The organism is Pseudomonas sp. RL_15y_Pfl2_60 (genome assembly GCF_963970595.1).
Lineage (GTDB): Bacteria > Pseudomonadota > Gammaproteobacteria > Pseudomonadales > Pseudomonadaceae > Aquipseudomonas.
In genome coordinates this window covers 12,638-33,224 of sequence record NZ_CAXAOE010000006.1, presented here as the reverse complement: position 1 = coordinate 33,224, position 20,587 = coordinate 12,638, and the positions used below count along the sequence as shown (strand labels likewise).

The 20,587-nt window shown below is 56.8% G+C and carries 21 protein-coding genes; 7 read left to right on the top strand and 14 right to left on the bottom strand.

All coding sequences use genetic code 11. From position 1 onward, the window contains the following. Positions 1–261: 261 nt before the first annotated feature. The 9 genes from AACY26_RS16630 to AACY26_RS16590 all read right to left on the bottom strand — a co-directional run bounded on the left by AACY26_RS16630 (position 262) and on the right by AACY26_RS16590 (position 5,981). On the bottom strand, positions 262–1,212 hold the full coding sequence (locus AACY26_RS16630) for an alpha/beta fold hydrolase (RefSeq protein WP_339515723.1): 951 nt from the start codon (positions 1,210–1,212) through the stop codon (positions 262–264). 107 nt (positions 1,213–1,319) lie between these two features. Then, positions 1,320–1,778 carry a glycine cleavage system protein H gene (locus AACY26_RS16625; protein ID WP_339515722.1) on the bottom strand — a complete coding sequence of 153 codons (459 nt, stop codon included), beginning with the start codon at positions 1,776–1,778 and terminating at the stop codon, positions 1,320–1,322. Further along, entirely contained in the window at positions 1,775–2,149 is a 375-nt protein-coding gene (locus AACY26_RS16620; RefSeq protein WP_339515721.1) for a DsrE family protein, read from the bottom strand. The genes AACY26_RS16625 and AACY26_RS16620 overlap by 4 nt, the downstream gene beginning before the upstream one ends. Then, positions 2,146–2,634: a GNAT family N-acetyltransferase gene (locus tag AACY26_RS16615; RefSeq protein ID WP_339515720.1), complete on the bottom strand. Its 489-nt coding sequence runs from the start codon at positions 2,632–2,634 to the stop codon at positions 2,146–2,148. The genes AACY26_RS16620 and AACY26_RS16615 overlap by 4 nt, the downstream gene beginning before the upstream one ends. Continuing rightward, the gene (locus tag AACY26_RS16610; RefSeq protein ID WP_339515719.1) at positions 2,634–3,197 is read right to left on the bottom strand and encodes a DUF4136 domain-containing protein; all 564 of its coding nucleotides are present in this window, start codon (positions 3,195–3,197) and stop codon (positions 2,634–2,636) included. Before AACY26_RS16610 ends, AACY26_RS16615 begins: the two co-directional genes overlap by 1 nt. A 108-nt stretch (positions 3,198–3,305) precedes the next feature. Then, positions 3,306–3,932 (bottom strand): DUF4136 domain-containing protein, encoded by a 627-nt coding sequence (locus AACY26_RS16605; protein WP_339515718.1) that lies wholly within the window; start codon positions 3,930–3,932, stop codon positions 3,306–3,308. A gap of 9 nt (positions 3,933–3,941) precedes the next feature. Next, positions 3,942–4,691, bottom strand: coding sequence for a methyltransferase domain-containing protein (locus AACY26_RS16600; protein WP_339515717.1), 750 nt, complete (start codon positions 4,689–4,691; stop codon positions 3,942–3,944). Continuing rightward, on the bottom strand, positions 4,688–4,993 hold the full coding sequence (locus AACY26_RS16595) for a nucleotide pyrophosphohydrolase (RefSeq protein WP_339515716.1): 306 nt from the start codon (positions 4,991–4,993) through the stop codon (positions 4,688–4,690). The genes AACY26_RS16600 and AACY26_RS16595 overlap by 4 nt, the downstream gene beginning before the upstream one ends. 127 nt (positions 4,994–5,120) lie before the next feature. Continuing rightward, the gene (locus tag AACY26_RS16590) at positions 5,121–5,981 is read right to left on the bottom strand and encodes a MaoC family dehydratase (protein WP_339515715.1); all 861 of its coding nucleotides are present in this window, start codon (positions 5,979–5,981) and stop codon (positions 5,121–5,123) included. Positions 5,982–6,201: 220 nt separating this feature from the next. Between AACY26_RS16590 and AACY26_RS16585 the strand changes: the two genes are divergently transcribed. After that, positions 6,202–7,194 (top strand): AraC family transcriptional regulator, encoded by a 993-nt coding sequence (locus tag AACY26_RS16585; protein WP_339515714.1) that lies wholly within the window; start codon positions 6,202–6,204, stop codon positions 7,192–7,194. Positions 7,195–7,242: 48 nt separating this feature from the next. On the opposite strand, the gene AACY26_RS16580 is transcribed toward AACY26_RS16585, so the two are convergent. Further along, positions 7,243–8,595: a 3-oxoacyl-ACP reductase gene (locus tag AACY26_RS16580; protein WP_339515713.1), complete on the bottom strand. Its 1,353-nt coding sequence runs from the start codon at positions 8,593–8,595 to the stop codon at positions 7,243–7,245. Positions 8,596–8,831: 236 nt separating this feature from the next. Between AACY26_RS16580 and AACY26_RS16575 the strand changes: the two genes are divergently transcribed. From AACY26_RS16575 to AACY26_RS16565, 3 genes are all read left to right on the top strand, one after another. After that, positions 8,832–10,115 carry an acetyl-CoA C-acetyltransferase gene (locus AACY26_RS16575; protein ID WP_339515712.1) on the top strand — a complete coding sequence of 428 codons (1,284 nt, stop codon included), beginning with the start codon at positions 8,832–8,834 and terminating at the stop codon, positions 10,113–10,115. 157 nt (positions 10,116–10,272) lie between these two features. Further along, entirely contained in the window at positions 10,273–13,791 is a 3,519-nt protein-coding gene (locus AACY26_RS16570) for a response regulator (protein WP_339515711.1), read from the top strand. Between the two features lie 26 nt (positions 13,792–13,817). Further along, positions 13,818–15,005: a response regulator gene (locus AACY26_RS16565; RefSeq protein ID WP_339515710.1), complete on the top strand. Its 1,188-nt coding sequence runs from the start codon at positions 13,818–13,820 to the stop codon at positions 15,003–15,005. A 5-nt stretch (positions 15,006–15,010) separates the two neighbouring features. Here AACY26_RS16565 and AACY26_RS16560 read toward each other — a convergent pair whose 3' ends face one another. Both AACY26_RS16560 and AACY26_RS16555 read right to left on the bottom strand, forming a co-directional pair. Then, positions 15,011–15,295: a DUF2218 domain-containing protein gene (locus AACY26_RS16560; RefSeq protein WP_339515709.1), complete on the bottom strand. Its 285-nt coding sequence runs from the start codon at positions 15,293–15,295 to the stop codon at positions 15,011–15,013. A 31-nt stretch (positions 15,296–15,326) separates the two neighbouring features. Beyond that, entirely contained in the window at positions 15,327–15,968 is a 642-nt protein-coding gene (locus AACY26_RS16555) for an NAD(P)-dependent oxidoreductase (protein WP_339515708.1), read from the bottom strand. 101 nt (positions 15,969–16,069) lie between these two features. Here AACY26_RS16555 and AACY26_RS16550 point away from each other — a divergent pair, with 101 nt between their 5' ends. Then, the gene (locus tag AACY26_RS16550; protein ID WP_339515707.1) at positions 16,070–16,960 is read left to right on the top strand and encodes a LysR family transcriptional regulator; all 891 of its coding nucleotides are present in this window, start codon (positions 16,070–16,072) and stop codon (positions 16,958–16,960) included. Positions 16,961–17,067: 107 nt separating this feature from the next. Next, positions 17,068–17,955 carry a PA4780 family RIO1-like protein kinase gene (locus AACY26_RS16545; RefSeq protein WP_339515706.1) on the top strand — a complete coding sequence of 296 codons (888 nt, stop codon included), beginning with the start codon at positions 17,068–17,070 and terminating at the stop codon, positions 17,953–17,955. A 50-nt stretch (positions 17,956–18,005) separates the two neighbouring features. Here the strand turns inward: AACY26_RS16545 and ypfJ are convergent, their stop codons facing one another. Continuing rightward, entirely contained in the window at positions 18,006–18,887 is an 882-nt protein-coding gene (gene ypfJ, locus AACY26_RS16540) for a KPN_02809 family neutral zinc metallopeptidase (RefSeq protein WP_339515705.1), read from the bottom strand. Positions 18,888–19,043: 156 nt separating this feature from the next. On the opposite strand from ypfJ, the gene AACY26_RS16535 reads away from it, so the two are divergent. Next, positions 19,044–19,430 (top strand): DUF4345 domain-containing protein, encoded by a 387-nt coding sequence (locus AACY26_RS16535; RefSeq protein ID WP_339515704.1) that lies wholly within the window; start codon positions 19,044–19,046, stop codon positions 19,428–19,430. Between the two features lie 51 nt (positions 19,431–19,481). Here the strand turns inward: AACY26_RS16535 and trmA are convergent, their stop codons facing one another. Continuing rightward, positions 19,482–20,570 (bottom strand): tRNA (uridine(54)-C5)-methyltransferase TrmA, encoded by a 1,089-nt coding sequence (gene trmA / locus AACY26_RS16530; protein WP_339515703.1) that lies wholly within the window; start codon positions 20,568–20,570, stop codon positions 19,482–19,484. Positions 20,571–20,587: the final 17 nt, after the last annotated feature.

Sequence of the window (20,587 nt, the reverse complement as noted above, 5' to 3'; positions counted from 1 at the left end):
AATTGTAGGGTCCAACTTCCACTGCCTTCCGCCATTTCCCTCTCTTCATTTCCCTGCTCTCCACAGAGCAATTCCGCGCGATCCAAGCTGCTCGGCTTAGGGCTTTGGCGGACAAGCTTCGCGTTGTCGCGCCCTACGGGGCTTGGCGTAGGGTGGGTGACGTTTTTTCATCCACCATTGGTGCGGTGTACGGCTGGGTTATTTCTCCACGTTTGATCGCGGCTTCTAAGGCTTGGTGGACAAGCTTCGCGTTGTCGCACCCTACGTGGGGAAGTGTTTTGCCAGAAAGCCCAGCATCAGTTCATTCACTTCTTTGGCTTTTTCGCTTTGTATCCAGTGGCCGCATTCGCTTAGTTGGTGTTGTTCCAGGTTGTTGACTCGGCTTGGCATGCGACTGATTGTGTGGGCTTCAAGGGAGGCGACTGGGTCTTTGTCGCCGACCAGGAAGAGGGTGGGTTGAGTGATTTTTACATCCTGCAGGTATTCGGTTTTCTGCCAGTTGCGTTCGAAGTTGCGGTACCAGTTGAGGGCGCCGCGAAAGCCGTGTTCGCGGAAGGTTTCGACATAGACCTGAAAGTCTTTTTCGCTGCACCATTCGGGCAACTCATTGGGTGTTTCGATGCCGTCGAATAACTTGCTGTCGGCGGGGCGCTCTTGCAGCAGCAAGTCGCTGGAGCTGGCGCCTTGGATGAAGATGCGCAGGCTACGTGCGATATCGGTATCCAGTTCCTGTTCAGCCACGCCAGGCTGTTGAAAGTAGACAATGTAGTTGAATCGCTCGGCAAACAACTCACGCATGACGTCGATTGCCGGGCGCTTGCCGCGTCCGGCGAAAGGTACGGACATGGTCACCAGGGTGCTAACCCGCTGCGGTTCGAGTTGGGCGAGGTGCCAGGCAACCATCGCGCCCCAATCGTGGCCGACAATGCAGGCATTATGCTGGTTGAGTGCGGTCATGCAGTCTTGGATATCGGCGCAAATCGTCAGTACGTCGTATGCCTTGATGTCTTGCGGGGCGCCACTGCGGCCGTAGCCGCGCATTTCCGGGATAAACACGCGGTAACCTGCAGCGACCAGCACCGGTATTTGCTCGCGCCATGAATGCCAGCATTCGGGGAAGCCGTGCAGCAGCCAGACCGGCCGACCCTTTTCAGGGCCAGCCATATGCACATGCAGGTTGATACCGTTTACTGCCAAGTCTTGCGCTTGCATGCCGATGTCCTCGCGATTGCCGATAAGGCCCAAGCTAGCAGAGGGTGGCTTTCAGACTAAGCAGCATTCATCAGTCGAATGGTGGATAACGCGATGGGTTGCCTGCTTCAGCGCAGTGCTTGAACGCCATCATCATCCGGGTTGAAGCCATCCAGGCGCATGCGTTCGGCGAAGGCCGCCAAGGCTGCATCGCCGCTCAGCAGTTGCTGGCGGGCGTTGGCCCAATAGCTGGGCTGCAGGCGGATCATCCAGCCTGCGCCGTAGCAATCTAGGTTGATTAGCGCCGGGCGACGCACCACTTCGCCATTGCTGGCAATCAAGGTTCCGGCGATGGGGGAGCGGGCAGAGGACGCCGCCTTGGCGAACTCGACGATACCAAAGCTGCGATCCGCCTCAATGACCTGGCCGTCCCGCTTGGGGGTGAAGGCGAATATCTGACCGTAGCTGGCGCAGCCATATGCGCTGAGGCCAATGGTTAGCGTGGCGTCGGTTTCCTCGCGTAACCACAGGTTGTGGTCGGGTGCGTAGAGCAGGTCATCGGGGAACTCCAAACCGTTTAGTTTCATAGGCTCAGGACTTTGTCGTATTCAAGAATCATCTGGGCCAGCTCGCCGCCGCTGGCGATTTCATCCAGTTCGGGGATAAGACCGTTTTCGTCGATCACAAGGCCCGGCGCGCGGCACATCAGCAGTCGTACGCCTGCGCTTTTAGCTTGCTGGATAAAGTGCCGGACGGGCTCGCCATCTGCGGCTGCGTAGAGGCTATCGGCCACTTCTACTTGCGCCAGCTGAGCCGCCTCGCCGCTGAGGAAGACAGTCACTTGCGCGTCCATGCAGGCCAGCAGTGTGGCGGTGTAAAACGGCGCGGCACAACGGGCAGCTGTGCTGGGGCCGCTGGTCACCACTATCAAGACGCGCTGGGCGGTTGTGTTGCTCATAAGGCTTTGTCCATCTGAATTAACGCAGCGCGTTTACCTTCTGGTGTTTCGCGCTCGACTATGGCGAACGGTTCATAACCCAGTTGGCTGTAGAGCAGCAGGCCTGCGGTATTGCCGTTGAAGCATGACAGGCGCATACGCTTGGCGTGCAACTGGGTGCGTGCTTGCTCCTCCATGACCATGATCAGGTGGCGCGCAATACCTTTGCCGCGAGCATTAGGCGCGACCATCACATTGCCGAGCGCGCAATAGAGGCCTTCTTGCCATTGATAATAGTTGGCAAAACCGACCACATCATCGTTGAGCAAGACAACCGTGCTGCCGCAACGCTTGTCGATTGCATCGGCGACCTGAGCTGGCGTGAGCGGCCAGCTCGCCTTGGGATAGCTGTAGAACAGCTCTTCGGCACTCTGCATAAAAGTCGCAATGGTGAGCAGGTCACGCGCTTCGGCAGGTCGGTGGCTGAGTCGATGAGGGTTGATCATCAATGCGGAGGATATTGGCTGAGCACCTTGGCCACGGTTTCGCGGATCGCAGCTTCGCGCTCGGTTGGGCTAAGGGTATTGCGCGGCATGACTTGCTGTGCGCTGCCCCGCCATACCAGCTTGTTGTCCTTGCCGTCGTAGAGGTCTACCTGCAAGGTGCCAACCTTGTAATCGACCGTCTGGGTTTCGGTGTAGATCGGCCCGCCCCAGTAGCCGCCACCCCAGGCGTTGTTCCAACCGCCGCCGTAGTTGGTGGTGTAGAGGTTTTGCCGGTCGTCGACGATAAGTGCAACTTGAACACTCACATCGCCTTGGGTATTGGCTGGCGCTGCGCGTAAGCCTCGTTGCTCAAACTGGTCCTTTATCGCATCACGGATACGTTGTTCTGTCAGGTCGCTTTTGATCCGTGGATCATCTGGCGAATAGGTCAGTGCAGGGCTTTTCCACGACCAGTTTTGGTAGCGTGCAAAGTCCCGGTTGGTGTCGTAGTCGCGGTCAATCTGGATGCTCTGGCAAGCGCTAAGCAGCAAGATACTGGCGAGTAATACCAAATGGCGTTTCATTGTGTGTCTCCGACAGTAACTTAAGGTTTGTAGATCCATGACGAGGAAATCGCAGGGCTTGCAAGCTGTCTCGCTTAGGGAACCGCTGAAAAGTTGTTCAGCGGTTCGCTAGTTCGGTGGATAGCTTGAGAGTGCGTTATTCGTGGCTTCGCGCAGCGCTTTATTGCGTTCGCTTTCATTGCTGCCGCTGAGTGCTGAGGCCGAACCGCTCCAGATGGGCTGGCCGTCGCGGCTGTCGAAAAGATCGATGTGCACGACCGCGACCTCTTCCTGGTAGGTGCGCACAATGGGCACGCTGCCATAAGCACCGTATCGATCATACCGATCATAATAGCCGCTGCCAGCACCATAGTAGACCCCGCCTTGATCGTAGGTCTGACGCAGGCGTGTTTCCAGGCGCACGCTTGCGCTAACCCACAAGTCTGCAGTTTTACCGGATTGAACAGGGCGCAATCCGGCACGGTCAAGGCTGTTGCTCACTGCGCTGCTGATCATGGCGCTACTTGCCCAGGCGCTGCCGGCGGGGAGTTGCTTGTTGGCCCAGGCCCAACTGCGATAACGCCCGTAGTCCCGGGGTGGGGCGGGGTAGGCGCTGAGGTCAACATGCCCGGCCGCTTGTGCCGGCGCAGGTGGCAATGGTTCTGAGGATGCCTGGTAAGGGTTGCTTGACTGGCATCCGGCAAGGACAAGCAGCGCTGTCAGGCTCAAGATTAAGATTGCTGCACGATTCATCATGCGACTCCTTTAACGTGGACGGCAGATCCAGTGCAGATAGCGACCTAAACCTGAAAATGTCGGGTGCCGTCGGTAAGCGAGTTCCATCTCTAAAAGGTCGATGAGTTCTGCCTTTAGCTGAAAGTCCCGTGGCATGTAGTCGTGAAAAACCCTTACGCCACTTTGTATTTCGACTTGCCAGTCCTGGCTAAGTTGCGTTGCCAGCTCATGCGGGTCAACCGGTCTTTGTGGTGTCAGGCTTTGTTTTTCACCGGAAAACTCAGCTTTGCGTAGTTTGCGAAAATGCCCTTTGAGCAGGTTGCGGTAGATCAAGGCATCTTTGTTATAGAAGGCCAAGGACAACCAGCCGCCAGGCGCAGTGAGCTGATGCAGCACCGGTAGAATGGCGTGTGGCTCGGCCAGCCATTCCAGTACCGCGTGGCAGATAACCAGGTCATAGGGTTGATGACCCTGGCCGAGCAGGTCTTGCCATGGGGCCTGGATGAATGTGGCCTCAATGCCAGCTTCGGCGAAGCGTTCACGTGCGCCGTTCAGCATCGGTTCGGCAGGCTCGGCCAAGGTCAGGTGGTGGCCCCGTTGTGCCAGCCACAAAGACATATGCCCCAGCCCAGCGCCAATATCCAGCACGCGTAATGGACGCTCGGGCAGGGCTTCGGCAAGGTCGGCCTGCAAGACAGCAAGGCGAATTGCACCTTTGGCGCCGCCGTAGATTTTCTCGGCAAAGCGGGTGGCGAGTTCATCAAAATGACGATCCTTCATACGCAAAATCGCTTCTCGCTGTCGGCCAGCTTGGCGCGCACGACTTGGTCCATGTCCAATCCCAATTCGCTGCACAGCAGCACAAGGTACAGAATGATATCGCCAACTTCCTGCCCAGCGTGTTCGAGTACATCACTCGGCAGTTCGCGGGATTGCTGCTCGGTCAGCCACTGGAAAATTTCAACCAGCTCAGCCATTTCGACACTTGCGGCCATTGCCAGGTTTTTAGGGCTGTGAAATTGGCGCCAGTCGTTATGGTCACGAATAGCGTGCAGGCGGCGGGTGAGTTCGGTGATATTCATGCTGCGCTCCTTTCAAGGCGCGTAGCTTGTGATGGATCCTGTGACTGTGCAAGCGCGCTTTACCGCGCTGCCTTCAAACGGTCCTGAAAACGTTGGCATGCGCCGTGGTGACAGGGCGCAGTGACCGTCAGATGGTTTCCAGAGGCTGCCATTTACCTTGTAAGTGTGGCACATCATTGCTCCCGCTCAGCATAAATTGCCCGCTTGGGGCATTGGCGCTGGCTTTGAGGGTAACGTCGCCAGGCAACAACAGCGGTTTTTTGAAGCGCACATACACCTGATAGCCACTGTCTGGAAGCTGGTCAGCCAGCTCGGCCAATACACGGCCCTTATTCCACAGACCATGGGCTATTGCGCGCGGGAAGCCAAACAGCTTGGCGCTCAGTGCTGACATGTGGATAGGGTTGTAGTCGCCAGAAACCCTTGCATAGCGCCGGCCGATATCACTTGGCGCATGCCAATGCGCGAGCTCGCTCAGTTGCATGTTCTCAAACTCCTGGGCGGTTTCCGGGCTGGCGTCCAGCTTGACTCCGCGACACAGGATCCGGCTGTCGCCTTGCCAAAGCAGGCCGAGTTGATCTTCCAGGCGAGTGATAATGCTGAACACGGCGCCTTTCTCATGGGGTTTGAGGTTTTCGGCATGCACACTGATGGTGAACGGGCCAAGTCCCGCGAGTGGACGTAATACCTGGATACTATTTTCCAGGTGAACCAGGCCGAGCAACGGGAAAGGAAAGCGCTTGTCGGTGAGTAGTCTCAATTGCAGGGGAAACGCCAGCACGTGCGGGTAGGCGGGAGGTAGCAGGCTGGATTCGACAATACCGCAGACTTTTCGATAGCCCGCAAGGTTGTGCGGGTCAATGGTGATTTGTGCGCGCAGGCCCAGATCCGGTAGCACCTTGCCTGTGACGTTACGGCGCAGCACCGCCTGCAGATACAACCCGGGATGTGCCGACACAGTATCAAGGTCATGCCATTGGATAGTCATTAATATGCGCCTCATTTAAACGTTGTCAGCAGCTTAGTGGCTGCCAAGCCTCAAACATTGGCCATGTCGCTCAAGTGCTTGTCATGCCAGTCAACAGATTGTTGGACAATAGTTTGTCCTCAGCCGTTCGGTATTCATGCAAGATGCTTGCTTGAGTCGGCTTGGCAAAGCTGCATTGAGATGCAGTTCAGACATTACTTAGTCATAAGAAGTCATAAGCATGCGCGATCTTACGGATGATATTGCGTTGATGGGGCCGGTAATCGCCGCGTTACAAGCCAATGGGACTGATCCCGCCAAGGTCTTGGCACGCATTGGTTTGCAGGCAGGGGAGTTGCCGCCCAAGCGTTTTCCTCACGGGCTTCAAGCCTTGTTTTGGCAGGCGGTGATTGATGAGACGGGCGATGAACACGCGGGTTTGTTTCTCGTCGAGCACCTGCCCATTTACCAAGGCCTGTTGCTGGAATACTTGTTCTTTTCGAGCGAAACCTTCGGCGCAGGGCTGCGCCATGCCTTGCGTTACATACGCCTGCTTTCCGATACCTTGAGTGCGCGTCTTGATGTCGATGGCGACCGTGCGGTCTTGACCTTGGCAGCGTGCAGCGGCGTGTCGCGTCACTTTACGGAGATGCTGGCCGGGGCCGTCATTCGTTTGTTCAACGCCCTGACTGAGGATGAGTTTGTCGTTTACGAGGTGCATTTCACTCATGAGCAAGGTGCATCGGCCGAGCAGTATCGAGCGGTGTATGGCTGCCCTGCACACCTGGGGAGTGAGCGTTATGCATTGGTGTTTGACAGCACAATCCTGGACAGGTCATCGGCGCTAGCGCAGCCTGAACTGCTACAGATGCATGATTTATTGGCGCAGCGTAAGTTGAGTGAAATCGAGCGCATTGACTTGGTCAATAACGTACGCGAGTTGATTGCCGAACTGGTGATCGAAAACCGTGCAACCCTTGAGCAAGTCTCGCTGCGCCTGGGCATGCCAACCCGGCGCTTGCGCGAGCGTTTGACCACTGCAGGCGTGCGCTTTAATGACTTGGTCAGTGATTACCGCTGTCGGCTGGCCAAGGACCTGCTGCTCAATACCGATGAGCGTATCGAGGTCATTGTCGAACTCACAGGCTTCTCCGAACCCAGTACGTTTTATCGAGCGTTCAAGCGCTGGGTTGGCGTGACCCCGGTCGAGTTTCGTAATCAGGGACGCAGCTGAGCAGCGCTTCACCTGAAGCAAGGTGAAGCGCTTGGTGATTTCTAACGCTTAGGCGCCCAGCAGGCTTTGTCCGCAAACGCGCATGACCTGGCCGGTCACTGCGCCGGAGGAGGGTTGGGCAAACCAGGCAACGGCTTCTGCGACATCCTGTGGCAAACCTCCCTGGCCCATCGAATTCATGCGCCGGCCCGCTTCACGCAAGGTTAGCGGTATGGCCGCGGTCATTTGCGTTTCGATAAAACCGGGCGCCACTGCATTGATGCTGATGTTTTGCTTGGCCAAGGCCGGGGCCATTGACTGGGTCACACCAATGACTCCGGCTTTACTGGTGGCGTAGTTGGTTTGCCCCATGTTGCCGGCGATACCGCTAATCGAAGAAATAAGTACCAGCCGCGCATTTTCATGCAGCTTATTCGCATCAAGTAGCGCTTGGGTGAGAACCAAGGGGGCGCTGACGTTAACGTTAATGACCGAGTTCCAGAAACCATCGCTCATCTTCGCCAGCGTCTTGTCGCGGGTAATTCCAGCGTTGTGCACCAGGATGTCGAGACCTTCAGGCAATGCTTCAAGCAGCATCTGTGCAGCGTTCTCGGCACAAATATCCAGTGCAATGCTGCGCCCGCCCAAGCGTGCCGCCAAGGCTTCCAGGTCATTCTGCATGGCTGGAACATCCAGCAAGACAACCTCAGCACCATCCCGGGCCAGGGTTTCGGCAATTGCTGCGCCAATGCCACGCGAGGCGCCTGTGACCAGTGCAGTTTTGCCCGCCAGTGGACGTGTCCAGTCCTTGACCTCGGCGCTACAGGCGCCCAGATGCAACATCTGACCCGAAACGTAAGCGCTTTTTGGCGACAGGAAAAAGCGCAGTGCGCCCTCCAGCTGGGCTTCTCCACCTTTGCCGACATAGAGCAGTTGTACGGTGCCGCCACGACGTATCTCTTTGCCCAGTGAGCGGGTGAAGCCTTCAAGCGAGCGCTGCACGCTGGCCGCGACAGGATCTTTGATACTTTGCGGTGGACGGCCGATCACCACCACATGGGGGCAGCTGCCCAGCCCCTTGAAGGCAGGTTGAAAGAACTCGCGCAGTGCGCCGAGCTGCGCGAAACTGGTTAGTTCGCTGGCATCAAACACCAGCGCCTTGAGCTTTGGCGAGTGTTCTGCGGTCCAGCGTGGCAAATCGAAGGTGCCTTCTTCGTTGGCAAAGATTTGATCGCTGAGCTTGTTGGCAAAACCACTGATGACTTTGCTCATCGGGCCGTTGCTAAGCAGTATGGCGCCATCGACTGGACGGGTGCGTCCGGCTGTCCAGCGTTCCAGTCGTAGCGGCGCGGGCAAGCCCAAGGCGCTGACTACGCGGCGGCCAGTGGCTGAGTTGGCAAAAGAGAGATAACGGTCAGACATGAAAGGCTCCTGCACGCTGAACAAAAAAGTGAGCTAAGGGTCTTCTGAAAGCGGCTTGCAAAGGCAGTGCGATACAGTTTTTTCCTTTAGCCATCAGAAGTTATTCACTCTACTGTGACAACAGTATGCAGCAATTGACTTGAATCTTTATTGGGCTGGCGCGCAGGTCAATGCGAAACTGCGATTACAGGCTAGCCTATGCGACACTCAAACTTTACTTTCGCAAGGAGTCACCCATGACCCAACTGCGTCGCGTTGCCATTATTGGCGGCAATCGTACCCCGTTCGCGCGCTCCAATACGGCGTACGCCACAGCCAGTAATCAGGAAATGCTCACCAGTGCGCTGGGCGGTCTGGTCGAGCGCTTTAACTTGCATGGCGAACGTCTGGGTGAAGTGGTTGCTGGCGCAGTACTCAAGCATTCGCGGGATTTCAACCTGACGCGTGAGTGCGTGCTGGGCTCTTTGCTGTCCCCGCAAACGCCTGCTTACGATATCCAGCAGGCCTGTGGCACGGGGCTTGAAGCCGCGTTGCTGGTCGCCAACAAGATCGCCATGGGCCAGATTGAGTGCGGCGTCGCCGGCGGTGTCGATACGACCTCGGATGCGCCCATTGGGGTTAACGAAGGCTTGCGCAAGATTCTGCTTGAAGCCAATCGCAGCAAATCCACCGGTGACAAGATCAAGACCCTGCTGAAAATCCGCCCCCGCCATTTGGCGCCATCCCTGCCGCGCAATGGCGAGCCACGTACTGGCTTGTCGATGGGCGAGCATTGCGAACTGATGGCGCAAACATGGATGATTCCGCGTGATGAGCAAGATCAGCTGGCCGTCGCCAGCCATCAGAAAATGGCAGCGGCTTACGCTGAGGGTTGGCAAGATGATTTGCTGACGCCATTTCGCAGCCTGACCCGCGATAACAACCTCCGTCCGGATATCAGCCTCGAAAAGCTCGCAACGCTCAAGCCCGTCTTTGAGCGCAGCTCGCGCGGTACCCTGACCGCAGCAAATTCAACACCGTTGACCGATGGCGCTTCCCTGGTGCTGCTCGCCAGCGAAGAGTGGGCAAAGGCGCGTGGTCTACCCATTCTGGCTTATTGGCGCGATGGTGAAGCCGCAGCGGTGGACTTTGTCGATGGTGCTGAAGGCTTGCTTATGGCGCCTGTCTACGCCGTGCCCCGGTTGCTGGCGCGTAACAACCTGAGTTTGCAAGACTTCGACTTTTACGAGATCCATGAAGCATTTGCCGCGCAAGTGTTATGCACGCTCAAGGCTTGGGAAGATCCTGAGTACTGCAAGACGCGGCTGGGCTTGGATAAGCCCCTGGGTTCGATTGATCGCAGCAAGATGAATGTCAAAGGCAGTTCGTTGGCTGCGGGTCATCCATTCGCGGCGACCGGTGGACGCATCGTGGCTAACCTTGCCAAATTGCTGGCGGCGGCCGAGCAAACCGAAGCCCGCGGTTTGATTTCTATCTGCGCCGCTGGCGGACAAGGTGTGACGGCTATTCTAGAGAAGTGAGGTGGGTGCGCTGCGCACCGACTCTGACTAAAAACGGCGCCTTTATGGCGCCGTTTTTTTATAGCTGCATTTATTTGTCAGCAGCAGGTGTTTTCGCTCGCAGAGTCTAAGCTGCAACTAGTTAATTCAAGGACGGCTTGGGCAAAGGATTCGAACAATGGTGCGTTTTGGTGGGTTGCTGCTGTGCTGGTTGCTGTGTGTTTCGGTGCAGGCCGCGCAAGTGCCGCTCAGTGATGACGATCAGGCGTGGGTCAAGGCTCACCCTGTTATTCGTGTTGGTGTCGAGCGTGATGGCTGGGCACCCTTTGATGTGATCGACAAGCAAGGTGTGCATACCGGGCTCAGTGGTGAGTACTTACAGCTGATCAGTCGTCGGCTGGGGATGCGCGTCGAGGTGGTGCAGTTTGATAACTGGGACGCCGCCTTGGTCGCCTTGCGCACCGATGAGGTCGATGTGCTGCCTTCAGTGGTTAGCTCGCCCGAGCGCGATACCTTTATGCTGTTTACCCAGCCTTATGTTGTCAGCAGCAGCCTGGTGTTTACCCGCGCGGAAGAGACGCTGCAAACCCTGTCTGATTTGCAGGGGCACGAAGTTGCGGTTGAACGAGGCTACTTGATTGAGTCGCGGCTCAAGGAAAGTGTTCCAGGTATCCGGTTGATGCGGGTCGACAATACCTCCGAGGCATTGCAGGCGTTGTCATCCGGACGTGTCGACGCTTATGTCGGCGATATGATCGTTGCGACCTACCTGATTCGAGAGCTGAACCTGACCAATATCGAGGTTCGGGCTGAGTCAGGTTTGAGCAGTAGCGAGCTGAGGTTTGCCGTGCGCAAGAGCGCGCCACAGCTGCAGCGGGTTCTGGATAAGGCGCTGCTGACGGTCACCGATGAAGACACTGCAACTATTAAAGGCCACTGGTTGCCAGCACTGACTGAGTTCAACTGGCAGCGGTTGTTGACGGTCGGTTGGCCCTATCTGCTCGGTCTGATGCTGTTGATGGGCTTTGTCTTGGTGTGGAACCGACGGCTCAGCGTGCAAATTGCCGAGCGCGAGCGGGCAGAGGCAGAGGCGCAGCTCCAGCGCCGCACGCTGATCGCCTTGATCAATGCGATTCCTGATCCGATCTGGTTCAAGGACGAAAAAGGTCATTACGGCGGGATTAACCAAGCTTGCGCCGAATTGTTCGGCATTACGCCCGAAGAGGCTATCGGCAAGAGCGATCTTGAGTTGCTCGGCGCCGAATGGGCAAATGCCCGTGCGGGCCACGATAAAGTTGCCCTGACCCGCCAGGGCGCATTTGAAACCGAAGGCTGGGCGCGCTATCCGGATGGGCGTCGCGCGGTCTTTGATACCTTGCGCACCACATTCCAAGATGATCAGGGCGCATTGCTCGGGTTGGTTGGCGTGAGCCGTGACATCACCTCGCGCAAACAGGCAGAGGAAGCGCTCTTGGCTGCCAAGGAGATGGCTGAAGATACCGCGCGGCTCAAGTCAGACTTCTTGGCCAACATGAGCCACGAGATCCGTACCCCGATGAATGCCATCATCGGCATGTCACACCTTGGGTTGCGCGCCGACCCTTCTCCACGGCAGCGTGATTACCTGAATAAGATCCAGCAGTCCGGGCAACACTTGCTGGGCATTATCAACGACATCCTGGATTTCTCGAAGATTGAGGCTGGCAAGCTGAATGTCGAACATATCGATTTCGACCTGCGCCAGGTGCTGGAAAATGTCGCCAACCTGATCGCCGACAAGGCCAATGAAAAGAACCTTGAGTTGGTCTTCAACCTTGATCCGGCAGTGCCGCAGTTTTTAATTGGAGACCCACTGCGCTTGGGCCAGGTGTTGATTAACTTCTGCAATAACGCGGTTAAGTTCACTGAATCCGGCGAAGTCGAACTGCGAATAAGCGTGCAGCACAGTAGCGCCAAGGAAACGCATATTTACTTTGCGGTACGCGACACCGGCATAGGCATGAGCAAGGAACAAATTAGCCGGTTGTTTCAGTCATTCCAGCAGGCAGATACCTCGACCACCCGCAAATACGGTGGCACCGGGCTTGGCTTGGCTATCTGCAAAAAGCTGGTTGAGGCCATGGGCGGGCAGGTTGGTGTCGAGAGCCAGCAGGGCAAGGGGAGTTTGTTCTGGTGCTCGGTACCCTTTGGTATCGGGCTTGCCCAAGATGCGCCGCTAGAGTCTCCTGTTCAACTGCAAGGTCGTCGAGTCTTGGTGGTGGACGACAACAGCACTGCGCGCCAGGTACTTGATGGCTTGCTCAGCAATATGGGCATGGTGGTTGATGTTGTTGAGTCAGGCGCCCAGGCGCTTAGCCAAATCCCCCAGGCTATTGACCAGGGCCAGCCTTATGATTTGGTGCTGATCGACTGGCAAATGCCGGTGATGGACGGCATTGAAACCACTCGCCGCCTGCGCGCACTCGACCTATCAAGCCCGCCGCAAATCTTGATGGTCACCGCCTATGGTCGTGAAGAATTGTTGGTCAGCGCCAATTCAGTTGGTATTGATGATGTGCTGTTTAAACCCGTCAATCCCGGCCTGCTGCGTGATGCGGTGCTGCGCAGCTTTGATGCCGATGTGGTCGATCTTGAGGTGCGTGCGCAGCGTGGCGAGGAGCTGCCTGACTTTAGCGGCCATCGGGTATTGTTGGTTGAAGATAATGAACTCAATCGCGAAGTGGTGATTGGTCTGGCTGAAGGCAGTGGCTTGCAGATTGATGAGGCTGAACATGGCGAGGTTGCCTTGACCAAGCTGCGAGCCAATCCCGATGGCTACTATTCAGTCGTCTTGATGGACATGCAGATGCCCGTGCTTGACGGGATTTCAGCCACCTTTGCGCTTCGCAAAGAGCCTCGCTTCGCTACGCTCCCGGTGATCGCCATGACCGCCAACGCGCTCCCCGAGGATCGTGAGCGCTGCATTCGTGCTGGAATGAATGACTATATTGGTAAACCTATCGAACCTCGCGAGCTTTGGGCGACTCTAACGCGTTGGATGCTGGTCCAGCCCTCGGCATCGCAGGCGCCCGTCACCGCCGGTATCGACAAAGTGTCGAATGTGGCTCAGGCAGTGGTTGCGAGTTGGCAGCTTCCCGGAATTGATGGCAACAGCGGTTTGCGCCGCGTGCTGGGAAAGATCGGCTTGTACCAACGCTTGCTGACTAAATTTGCCAGCAGTCAAAGCGATGCTGCAGAGCAAATCCGAGCGGCAATCCAGGCCGGTGAATTGCAAGTGGCCGAGCGATTGGCACACACACTAAAAGGCCTGGCCGGTAATTTGGGCGCCAATGACTTGCAAGTGCAAACGATGGCGTTGGAGTCTGCAATCAAGGATGCACAGCACCAGGATTTGGAGGAGGTGCTGCAACGCGTGCAAAACAATCTGCAGGAGTTAGTGAGCGCGATCCGCAGACAGTTTCCAGTGTTTGATTCGGCCAGTGAGTCTGCAGTCGACGAGGCCGCGATGCGTGATCTGTGCGTCAAGCTTGAACGATTACTGATTGATGATGATCCGCGCGCCGGGAAGCTTTTTGATGCACATGCACAGCAACTGTGCATCTTCTTCAAAGCTGATTACGACGGGCTAGCCAGTGCCATGCGAGCTTATGACTTCTCTGGTGCGCTACACATAATCCGCAAGCGATGCAGCGACTAGATATGAAGTATTCAGGAGATAGGATGATGGACGACAGCTTCAATTATTCAGATCAGCCGCTGGTGCTTGTTGTTGATGATGTTCCTGACAACCTTGAGCTGATGAGTGAGTTACTGCTCGACAGTTACCGGGTGAAAGTGGCCAGCACTGGTATCAATGCCTTGCGAATCGCGGCGAGTGACACGCCACCGGACTTGATTTTGCTTGATGTGATGATGCCCGGTATGGACGGCTATGAAGTCTGCCGTGCGTTAAAGCAAAACCCCCGGACCGAGAATATTCCAGTCATCTTCCTGACGGCCAAGAGCGAGATTGCCGATGAGCAGCTTGGTTTCGACCTGGGCGCCGTTGACTACATCACCAAGCCGATTAGCCCGCCGATTGTGATGGCACGGGTCAAATCACACCTGCAGCTCAAGGCCGGCGCAGATTTTCTGCGTGACAAAAGCGAGTACCTGGAGCTGGAGGTGCGTCGGCGCACCCGTGACATCGAAAAGCACCAGGAGGTCGCGATTGAGGCCATGGCCGGGTTGGCGGCCATGCGTGACAATCCCTGTAGCCAGCATCTGGCGCGCATAAAAGCCTATATTGTCACCTTGGCGACGGCATTGGCGCGCCAGCAGCCAGGCTTGAGTGCTGAACTCAGCGAGGAGCGAATTGCCCAGCTAGGGCGCTCAGCCTTGCTGCACGGTATTGGCAAGCTGGTGTTGCCGGACCGTATCCTGCTGAGCCCGACGGAGCTTGAAGGCCGTGACCTGGAGCTGATGCGCAGTCATGCCAAGGCTGGCTATGTGGCGCTGGACGCCGCTGAGCAAAAACTCGAAGGCGCGAACAGCTTTTTGAGCGAGGCCAAGGATATTGTCTACAGCCAACATGAAAACTGGGACGGTACTGGTTATCCGCAAGGTTTGCGTGGCGAGCAAATCCCGCTTTCGGCGCGATTGATGGCCGTAGCGGGTTGTTACGAGCAACTGACCAGCCATCATGCGTATCGCCAGCCGCTCAGTCACGCCGCGGCCATGGCACGAATCAATGCTGCCAGCGGAACCTTATTCGACCCATCGGTGGTGCTGGCGTTCATTGAGGCTGCAGATGCTTTTGCCGCGATCGCTTTGTCCCTGGAGGAAGACGCAGATGCCCTCAATTTCGAGCTTGAGCGCCTTAATGACTCGATGGGCGAAGCGATAGAGTTGAGCTTGCCGAGCGAGGAGTAAGCCGGTTACTGACTCCAGTCGAGCGTCAGGGCTTCCTTCCAGGCAAACCGCTCAAAGTGGCTGGCTACCACGCCTTTGAGTCGTTCCAATTGCTCTTCTGTTCCGGCCTGTACGCTCAGTTGCAGGCCGGTTTCGCTGGCTTGGAGTAATGCCAGGCCAAACTCAAACTCGATGCGCCCCTGTTGCTCGTCAAAGCTGACCGGGATTTTATGGGCGAAATGTTTGCATAGCCGGCTGATATAACGCGCCGGGCTGTCGGTGCTGACGAATGCTGATGAAGTTAAGGTCATGGGTAATGCCTTTTGCAGGTTTGTGGAAGGCTCAATAGCCGACGGTAAAACGTTGATGGATATGCGCGGGTGCTTCCAGTTCATCAATAATGGCCACCGCCAAGTCTGCGACACTGATGTTGGCAGGCGTTTGCCCGCTCATCAGTAGTTGGTCGGTGCCAATACGAAACTTACCGCTGCGCTCGCCCGGCTCCAAAAGGGCTGGCGGTGAGATAAAGCTCCAGTCGAGATCAACTTTGTCTTGCAACAGGTGCAGCACCTGGCGTGCCCCTTCAGCCCCTTCCTTGTAGGCCGCTGGAAACTCTGGAGTGTCGATCAACTGCACGCCAGGGGCGACATACAAACTGCCTGCGCCGCCAACCACCAACAAACGTTTGACCCCAGCTTGCTTGGTTCCGGCGTAGATCGCCTGGCTGCCTTGAATAAACAACTGGCGGATATTTGCCTCGCCCCAGCCGGGGTTGAAGGCGTGCACCACAGCATCGTGGCCGGCAACGGCTTGAGCGATATCGTTGGCATCGTATGCATCGCCTTTGCGCGCCGTGAGCAAAGGGTTGTTCGGTAACTTTTCAGGTGAACGGACAATGCCGGTCACCTCGTGGCCACGGCTCAATGCTTCGGACAGAACGCCTGCACCGACAAATCCTGTGGCGCCAATCAGGGCGATTTTCATCTGCTGCATTTCCAATGTGATTCAGTGGATAGATAATTTCATACGGGTAAAGGTCGGATAAATAGGCTATAAACGCTTTGACTAATAAGCAGGGCTTAATAATGGAGCAGTTAAAGCGCATGGCAATCTTTGCCACTGTGGTTGAGCGTGGCTCGATGGTTGCTGCCGCTGAGGTGCTCGGAATGACCGCATCTGCGGTTAGCCAGCAGATCCGCAAGCTGGAACAAAGCACCCAAGTCAGTCTGCTGCATCGCACCACGCGCAAGCTCACCCTGACCGAAGCAGGCGCGGCCTTTTACCAAAGCAGCGCACAGGTCATGGCGCTGGCGCAGGAGGCTGAGCAGCGGTTGGCCGAGATGCGGGATGCGGCGGTCGGTGAGTTGCGAATCGCGGTGCCGGTGGGCTTTTCAGGGCGCCACTTGAGTGACGCACTGGCGCCGTTACTGCAAGCGCACAAGGGCTTGAGTGTGCAGCTGTTCTTTCAGGACGAGCGTATCGATCTGGTTGATAAGCGTATCGATCTGGCTATCCGCGTAGGCCCTCAGCAAGACTCCAGCCTGGTTGCGCGGCACATTGGCGATGCCGTCTTCGTATTTTGCGCGGCACCGAGTTATTTATTGAACCGCCCACCGATAAACAGCCCACAAGACCTGGTAACCGCCGATTGGGTAATGCTCAGTACGATGCAGATGCATGAAACCCTCAGCCTACAAGGACCAGACTCTCAGGTTGAGAAAATTCGTATTGAAGGTCGGGTGGGTTGCAACAATCTGCTTGCGGTGCGTAACTTTACGCTGGCAGGGATGGGCATATCGCTGCAGCCCGAGCATGAGATTCGTGATGAACTGGCGACAGGTCAGTTACGAGCAGTGTTACCCGGTTGGCAAATGCCTCCGGTGGGGATTTATATAGTGACGCCGAGGCGCGATGTACAGCCAGCCAAGGTGCGTTATGCGGTTGAGGCACTACGCCGACATTTGTTGGCGAATTAACAGGCTCAAGCAAGGTAATGGTCGTATAGACTGGGCGCTGTCGAAAGATTGCCGTATAACGAGCAGAACAGGTGAAGTGAGCCACAAAGGACCCGTGATTAAAGCTGATGAAGACTCCAAAACGTCTTGAACCCTTAGTCGAAGATGGTCTGATCGACGAGGTGATACGCCCGCTAATGAGTGGTAAAGAGGCTGCAGTTTATGTGGTGCGCTGTGGTCAGGAATTGCGGTGTGCAAAGGTCTATAAGGAGGCAAATAAGCGTGGGTTCCGCCAGGCTGCGGAATACCAGGAAGGTCGCAAGGTGCGTAACAGCCGCGACGCGCGGGCAATGGCCAAGGGCTCCAAGTACGGTCGTAAAGGTCAGGAAGATGCCTGGCAAAATGCTGAGGTAGGCGCTTTGTTCAGGCTGGCCAGTGCAGGCGTACGCGTGCCCAAGCCCTATGATTTCCTCGAAGGCGTGCTATTGATGGAGTTGGTCGATGATGGCGAGGGTGATGTTGCGCCTCGCCTCAATGATGTTGACCTGCATCCGGATGATGCCCGCGAATTCCATGCATTTATGATCGAGGAAATCGTCAAGATGCTCTGCGCCGGCCTGGTGCACGGCGACTTGTCCGAGTTCAACGTATTGCTCGGCCCAGAAGGACCGGTGATTATCGACTTGCCGCAAGCGGTCGATGCTGCGGGCAATAACCATGCGTTCAAGATGCTTGAGCGCGACGTGGGCAACATGGCTGCCTATTTCGGGCAGTTTGCCCCTGAGCTCAAATACACCAAGTACGCCAAGGAAATGTGGGCCTTATACGAGGAGGGCAAACTAACGCCCGAGTCGGTATTGACCGGAGAGTTTGATGACCCGGAAGATGCCGCAGACGTTGAGGCGGTGATGCGTGAAATCAAGGCCGCATTGGCTGAGGAAGCGCGACGCCAGGCACTGCTCGACGCGGATGATGCCCCGTCCGGGGAAGAGCCGCCACCGCCGTGGATGCAGTAACTAAAAAGCCCCTGTAAAGGGGCTTTTTTATGTCTCGATGCAGGTTCGGGTTACAGGCTCGCAGCGCCAAAGGTGTCACAGCTGCCCAGCTTGCCGCTTTCAAATCCGGCCTTGAACCAACGGGTGCGCTGCGCCGAGGTGCCGTGGGTGAAGGAGTCAGGCATCACCTGGCCGCGTGTTTGTTTCTGCAGGCGATCATCACCAATGGCATTGGCCGCATTCAAGGCTTCCTCAAGGTCACCAGGCTCCAGCCAGTTCAGGCGACGTTGCGCGCTGTTGGCCCAAACTCCAGCGAGGCAGTCTGCCTGCAGTTCCTGGCGGACCAGCAAGCCATTGTTGCCTTCCATGCGTTGACCAGCCCTGCGGGCGGCATCCACTTTTGCCGATACGCCGAGCAAGGTTTGCACATGGTGGCCGATCTCATGGGCAATGACGTAAGCCTGGGCGAAGTCACCGGCCGCGCCGAAGCGTTGTTCAAGCTCTTGGAAGAACGACAAGTCGAGGTAGACCTGACGATCGCCCGGGCAATAGAACGGGCCTACCGCCGCGTCGGCAAAGCCGCAGGCTGAGTTAACCCCACCACTGAATAACACCAGCTTCGGGTCCTGGTATTGGCGATTGGCGTTGCTGAAAATCTCGCGCCAAGTGTCTTCGGTGTCGCCCAGAATCGAACGTACGAACTCAGACTGCTGGTCATTGGCAGCCGGGTTGTTGGGCTGTTGCTGAGGGGCTGGCGCACTGGTTTGCGTGGCTTGGCCTGCTATGTTGCCAAGGATCTGCAGCGGGTCCTGGCCCATTAGCAGCCCGACCACTACGATTACGGCGATCCCACCCAGGCTCAAGCCTCGGCCGCCACCGAACCGTCTGCCTGCACCACCGCTGCCGCGGGCATCCACCACGTTGTCACTGCGTCGTCCTTTGCTCCAGCGCATTACTCGATTCCCTGTGATATTGCTGTTAATCAGTGTTGCTCAGTATAAGCCAGACGCCAGTCCAGTCGTCAGTCAGAGTCAATTATGAGTATTGCTGGGCTTGGACTCTGATGGCGCCTAAGCTGGCAGCTATAAATGGCTTAGAAGGAGTAAGTGATGTTAGTGGCAAGAGTTGTTTTGACGATCCAAATCATTATTTTGTTTGGCTTGGGCCTGGCTTACTTTGTGAACCCACAACCCATGGCCAATGTTTCCGGCATGTTGCTGATGGAGGCTGCGGCTGTGACCGACGTGCGCGCCTATTACGGCGGCCTGCAAATCGGCTTGGCGGCTTTCCTGGGGCTGGCGCTGACCCGCATCGACCTGACCCGCAGTGCTTTGACCTTGATGGTGCTGCTTTACAGCGCTCTGGCCGTCGCCAGATTGGGCGGCTTGTGGCTCGATGGTGGCGCTGGGCAAACCTTCAATCTCTACGCCCTGCTAGCGGAAGTGGTGGCCGGTGGGCTGAGTTTCTATGCCTTGCGCAGCCTCAATCGAGGCTAGGTGCTACACAGCCCTTTGATGGGCTGTGTAGTGGCGAGTTGAGCAATGTGCTTACTTGCGCACCAGCAACACACCCGATTCCATATGATGGGTGTAGGGGAATTGGTCGAATACCGCGCAGCGCTCAATGCGGTGTGTGTCGCTAAGCTGTTCGATGTTGTCGGCCAGCGTCTGCGGGTTGCAGGAAATATACAAGATGCGCTCGAAGCGTCGGCACAGTTCGCAGGTGTCCGGGTCCATGCCGGCGCGCGGCGGGTCAACAAACACGGTGCCAAAGTCGTAGCTTTTGAGGTCGATGCCAGCCAGACGGCGGAACGGACGCACCTCATTGAGCGCTTCGGTGAGCTCTTCAGCAGACAAACGCACCAGGCTGACGTTATCGACTTGGTTGTCGGCAAGATTGGCCAGGGCGGCGTTGACTGACGACTTGCTGATCTCAGTGGCCAGCACCTTGCGCACGCGGGTGGCCAACGGCAGGGTGAAATTGCCGTTGCCGCAATACAGCTCAAGCAAGTCGTCCTGGCGTTCGCCCAAGGCATCGAAGGCCCAGTTGAGCATCTTCTGGTTGACCGTGCCGTTGGGTTGGGTGAAGGCACCTTCAGGCTGGCGATAACTGAAGCCGCGCCCGTTTACCTCTAACTCTTCAACCACATGATCGCGGCCAATTACCAGGCGCTGGCCACGGGAGCGTCCGATCAGGCTGACGCCCAGCTCGTTGGCAAGCTGTTGAGCCGCGTTTTGCCAGTGCTCATCAAGCGGGCGGTGATAACACAGGGTGATCAGCGCATCACCGGCCAAGGTTGTCAGGAACTCCGCCTGGAACAGCTTGAAGTTCAGCGCCTCGCTGGCTTGCCAAGCCGCTTTTACACGCGGCATCAAATCATTGATGCGCTGGCTGGCAATCGGAAAGTCATCAATCAGGATTGGGGTGCGCTTGTCGCCTGCGGCAAACATTGCATAAAAGCGTTCATTGCCTTCACGCCACAAACGGAACTCGGCGCGCAAACGGTAATTTTCGCGCGGCGAATCGAAAACATCTGGCGCAGGCGCGTTGAACGGCGCGAGCAGGTTGACCAGACGTTGCTTTTTTTCTTCCAGTTGAGCGTCGTAGCTGGCTGGATCGAATTGTGGCGCACTCATGAGTAACTCTTCAGCGT

What these genes read in the sequence shown, in the direction of transcription:
- AACY26_RS16630 (WP_339515723.1), bottom strand. Translation starts at nt 1,212, where the DNA reads ATGCAAGCGCAAGACTTGGCAGTAAACGGTATCAACCTGCATGTGCAT.
- AACY26_RS16625 (WP_339515722.1), bottom strand. Translation starts at nt 1,778, where the DNA reads ATGAAACTAAACGGTTTGGAGTTCCCCGATGACCTGCTCTACGCACCC.
- AACY26_RS16620 (WP_339515721.1), bottom strand. Translation starts at nt 2,149, where the DNA reads ATGAGCAACACAACCGCCCAGCGCGTCTTGATAGTGGTGACCAGCGGC.
- AACY26_RS16615 (WP_339515720.1), bottom strand. Translation starts at nt 2,634, where the DNA reads ATGATCAACCCTCATCGACTCAGCCACCGACCTGCCGAAGCGCGTGAC.
- AACY26_RS16610 (WP_339515719.1), bottom strand. Translation starts at nt 3,197, where the DNA reads ATGAAACGCCATTTGGTATTACTCGCCAGTATCTTGCTGCTTAGCGCT.
- AACY26_RS16605 (WP_339515718.1), bottom strand. Translation starts at nt 3,932, where the DNA reads ATGATGAATCGTGCAGCAATCTTAATCTTGAGCCTGACAGCGCTGCTT.
- AACY26_RS16600 (WP_339515717.1), bottom strand. Translation starts at nt 4,691, where the DNA reads ATGAAGGATCGTCATTTTGATGAACTCGCCACCCGCTTTGCCGAGAAA.
- AACY26_RS16595 (WP_339515716.1), bottom strand. Translation starts at nt 4,993, where the DNA reads ATGAATATCACCGAACTCACCCGCCGCCTGCACGCTATTCGTGACCAT.
- AACY26_RS16590 (WP_339515715.1), bottom strand. Translation starts at nt 5,981, where the DNA reads ATGACTATCCAATGGCATGACCTTGATACTGTGTCGGCACATCCCGGG.
- AACY26_RS16585 (WP_339515714.1), top strand. Translation starts at nt 6,202, where the DNA reads ATGCGCGATCTTACGGATGATATTGCGTTGATGGGGCCGGTAATCGCC.
- AACY26_RS16580 (WP_339515713.1), bottom strand. Translation starts at nt 8,595, where the DNA reads ATGTCTGACCGTTATCTCTCTTTTGCCAACTCAGCCACTGGCCGCCGC.
- AACY26_RS16575 (WP_339515712.1), top strand. Translation starts at nt 8,832, where the DNA reads ATGACCCAACTGCGTCGCGTTGCCATTATTGGCGGCAATCGTACCCCG.
- AACY26_RS16570 (WP_339515711.1), top strand. Translation starts at nt 10,273, where the DNA reads ATGGTGCGTTTTGGTGGGTTGCTGCTGTGCTGGTTGCTGTGTGTTTCG.
- AACY26_RS16565 (WP_339515710.1), top strand. Translation starts at nt 13,818, where the DNA reads ATGGACGACAGCTTCAATTATTCAGATCAGCCGCTGGTGCTTGTTGTT.
- AACY26_RS16560 (WP_339515709.1), bottom strand. Translation starts at nt 15,295, where the DNA reads ATGACCTTAACTTCATCAGCATTCGTCAGCACCGACAGCCCGGCGCGT.
- AACY26_RS16555 (WP_339515708.1), bottom strand. Translation starts at nt 15,968, where the DNA reads ATGAAAATCGCCCTGATTGGCGCCACAGGATTTGTCGGTGCAGGCGTT.
- AACY26_RS16550 (WP_339515707.1), top strand. Translation starts at nt 16,070, where the DNA reads ATGGAGCAGTTAAAGCGCATGGCAATCTTTGCCACTGTGGTTGAGCGT.
- AACY26_RS16545 (WP_339515706.1), top strand. Translation starts at nt 17,068, where the DNA reads ATGAAGACTCCAAAACGTCTTGAACCCTTAGTCGAAGATGGTCTGATC.
- ypfJ (WP_339515705.1), bottom strand. Translation starts at nt 18,887, where the DNA reads ATGCGCTGGAGCAAAGGACGACGCAGTGACAACGTGGTGGATGCCCGC.
- AACY26_RS16535 (WP_339515704.1), top strand. Translation starts at nt 19,044, where the DNA reads ATGTTAGTGGCAAGAGTTGTTTTGACGATCCAAATCATTATTTTGTTT.
- trmA (WP_339515703.1), bottom strand. Translation starts at nt 20,570, where the DNA reads ATGAGTGCGCCACAATTCGATCCAGCCAGCTACGACGCTCAACTGGAA.